This window comes from Corallococcus sp. 4LFB (genome assembly GCF_046520365.1).
Lineage (GTDB): Bacteria > Myxococcota > Myxococcia > Myxococcales > Myxococcaceae > Corallococcus > Corallococcus caeni.
This window is the reverse complement of record NZ_JBKGHJ010000834.1, coordinates 1-2,254: the sequence shown is the minus strand read 5'-3', so window position 1 is coordinate 2,254 and position 2,254 is coordinate 1. Positions and strand designations below refer to the sequence as shown.

Below are 2,254 nucleotides of genomic sequence, written 5' to 3'. Positions count from 1 at the left end.
CCACCTCGCGCAGGCGCTCCACCTCGTGCATCAGCCGGACGGGCGCCGCGTCTCGCGGCCAGCCTTCCGCCTCCACGCGGCGTCGCAGCGCGGCCAGCGTCGCGTCCACCTCCGGCTGGGCCGCGGCCACCTCCCGCAGCAGCTCGAAGTGGTTGCGCGTCCGGTCCTTCCAGAAGAAGGACTCCAGCACGCCCTTGAGCGTGCGGTAGCGCAGGCGCGTGGCCTCCAGGAGGTCCGCTCGGTCCTCCAGCCGCGCTTTCAAATCGTCCGGACGGGTGGCCACGCCCCCATCATAAGGAGCCGCCGCGCCGGGCGCAGGCCTCCCCTTGGCGCGGAGCGTCGGGCTTGGAACGCTGCCACCCTCCCGGCGTGGGAAGGTGGACGACAGCCCTGCTCAGACGCGCATGGGCATGACCACGGCGGTGAAGCTGCGGTCGCCAGGGCCGTGCAGCACGCCCGGGCTGTGCTCGTCGCCCAGCTCGAAGCTGACCTCGTCCGTGTCCGTCACACCCAGCACGTCCATCAGGTAGCGGGCGTTGAAGCCGATGGTGATGTCGTTGCCCTTGTAGTCCACGTCCAGCGCGTCGCGCGCCTCACCCAGGTCCGGGTTGCTGGCGGTGATGAGCAGCTTGCCATTCTCCAGGCCAATCCGGATGGCGTTGCTCTTGTCCGCGGACAGGAGCGCGATGCGCTTGAGGCCCTCCAGCAGGCGCACCTTCGGGACGAGGACGACCTTCTCGCCCTCCTTGGGGATGACGCGCTGGTACTCCGGGAACTGCCCGTCGATGAGGCGCATCACCATGGTGAGGCCTGGCTTCTTGAACAGCGCCGAGTTCTCCGCGAACCCCAGGTGGCACTCCGCGTCCGGGGCCTCGTCCAGGAGGCGCTTCAACTCCATCAAGCCCTTGCGCGGGATGATGACGCCGCTCTTGAGCTTGAAGTCGCCGGACATCTCCCGCTCGATGAGCGACAGCCGGTGGCCGTCCGTGGCCACCATGCGGACCTTGCCGCTCTGCTGCGGCTCGAAGAAGACGCCGTTGAGGATGTAGCGCGTCTCGTCGCTGGAGATGGCGAACTGGGTCTTCTTGATCATCTCAAGAAGGACGTTGCCGGAGATCTGCACCAGCGGCGCGCTCTCCTCCTTGGGCAGCTTCGGGTACTCCTCGGCGGCCATGCCGACGATCTTGAAGTGCGCGGAGCCGGAGGAGATGTCGACGTAGTTGTTCGCCAGCTTCTTGAGCGTGACCTCCGCGTCCGGGAGGTTCTGCACGATGTCGAAGACGTACTTCGCGCTCAGCGTGACGGCGCCCGGCTTGGCCACGTCCGCGGGGTGCTCGGACACGATGCCGATGTCCAGGTCGAAGGCCGTGACCGTGATGCTGCCCTTGTTCGCCGTGAGCAGCACGTTGGCGAGGATGGGCATCGTCGTCTTGCGCTCCACGATGCCCTGGGCGCGGTAGAGGGCCTTCTTCAGCTCGTCGGCGGCGATGCGGAATTCCATCGTGGGCGTCCTTACAGGTCACGGCCCCGGAGGCCGCACTGACGGGCCGGATGTAGCCTGCGCATGCAGGAGCGTCAACGAAGGGAATCGCCCATGATCCCTCTTGCGAACGGCCCTCAGAGGACCTACGGCCCCGCGAGCCGGACTGTCCGGGTGTCCAGGTGGGACATGGAGGAAAAAGACCCCAGCCGCCCTGGTGGGCGGGCGCGCGGCCGGGCAGAGTGGACCCGGCCGTGCCCCTCCCGCGTTGAAGGAGGGCACCCCGTCCTCCTTCTGGAGTCGCCATGAACGCCCGCTCCCTGATCCTGTCCGCCGTGCTCGTGCTCGGCCCGGTGGCGTGCAGCACGCCGTCCTCCCCCTCCGCGCAGCCGTCCGGTGATGTGTCCGGCGCGGCGGCCCCCACCGACCTGAAGCGGACCGTGGTGGACGCCCCCGCGGGCGACACCAACGAGCCCGGTACGGCCGCCGCCCCCACCCCCCCACCCGGAGACGCCACCATGACCAACAGCACCGTCTACATCGTCAAGGACAACGGGAAGCGCTGCTTCGCGCCGCCCTGCGACCACTACGACCTGTTCAGCGCGGACGCGCCGGACAAGAAGCTCCAGTCCGTCCACGAAATCGACCTGAGCGCCGTCACCAGCGGGGACGACGCGAAGACGGGCGAGCTGCTGCAGCGCGCCGCCAAGGGCGGCCCCGGCCTCAAGGTGGAGGGCTCGCTGGACAAGCGGGCCAAGGCCGGCCCCGCGGGCG

2 protein-coding genes and 1 pseudogene are annotated in these 2,254 nt (G+C 69.0%); 1 reads left to right on the top strand and 2 read right to left on the bottom strand.

Translation table 11 applies throughout. From position 1 onward, the window contains the following. A pseudogene (locus ACLEQD_RS41740) lies at positions 1 to 283 on the bottom strand (hypothetical protein); the annotation flags it as partial. 111 nt (positions 284 to 394) lie between these two features. Next, entirely contained in the window at positions 395 to 1,501 is a 1,107-nt protein-coding gene (dnaN, locus tag ACLEQD_RS41735; RefSeq protein ID WP_410391467.1) for a DNA polymerase III subunit beta, read from the bottom strand. 284 nt (positions 1,502 to 1,785) lie between these two features. On the opposite strand from dnaN, the gene ACLEQD_RS41730 reads away from it, so the two are divergent. Beyond that, positions 1,786 to 2,254: hypothetical protein (locus tag ACLEQD_RS41730; protein ID WP_410391466.1), on the top strand; the 469-nt coding region annotated here is incomplete at its 3' end.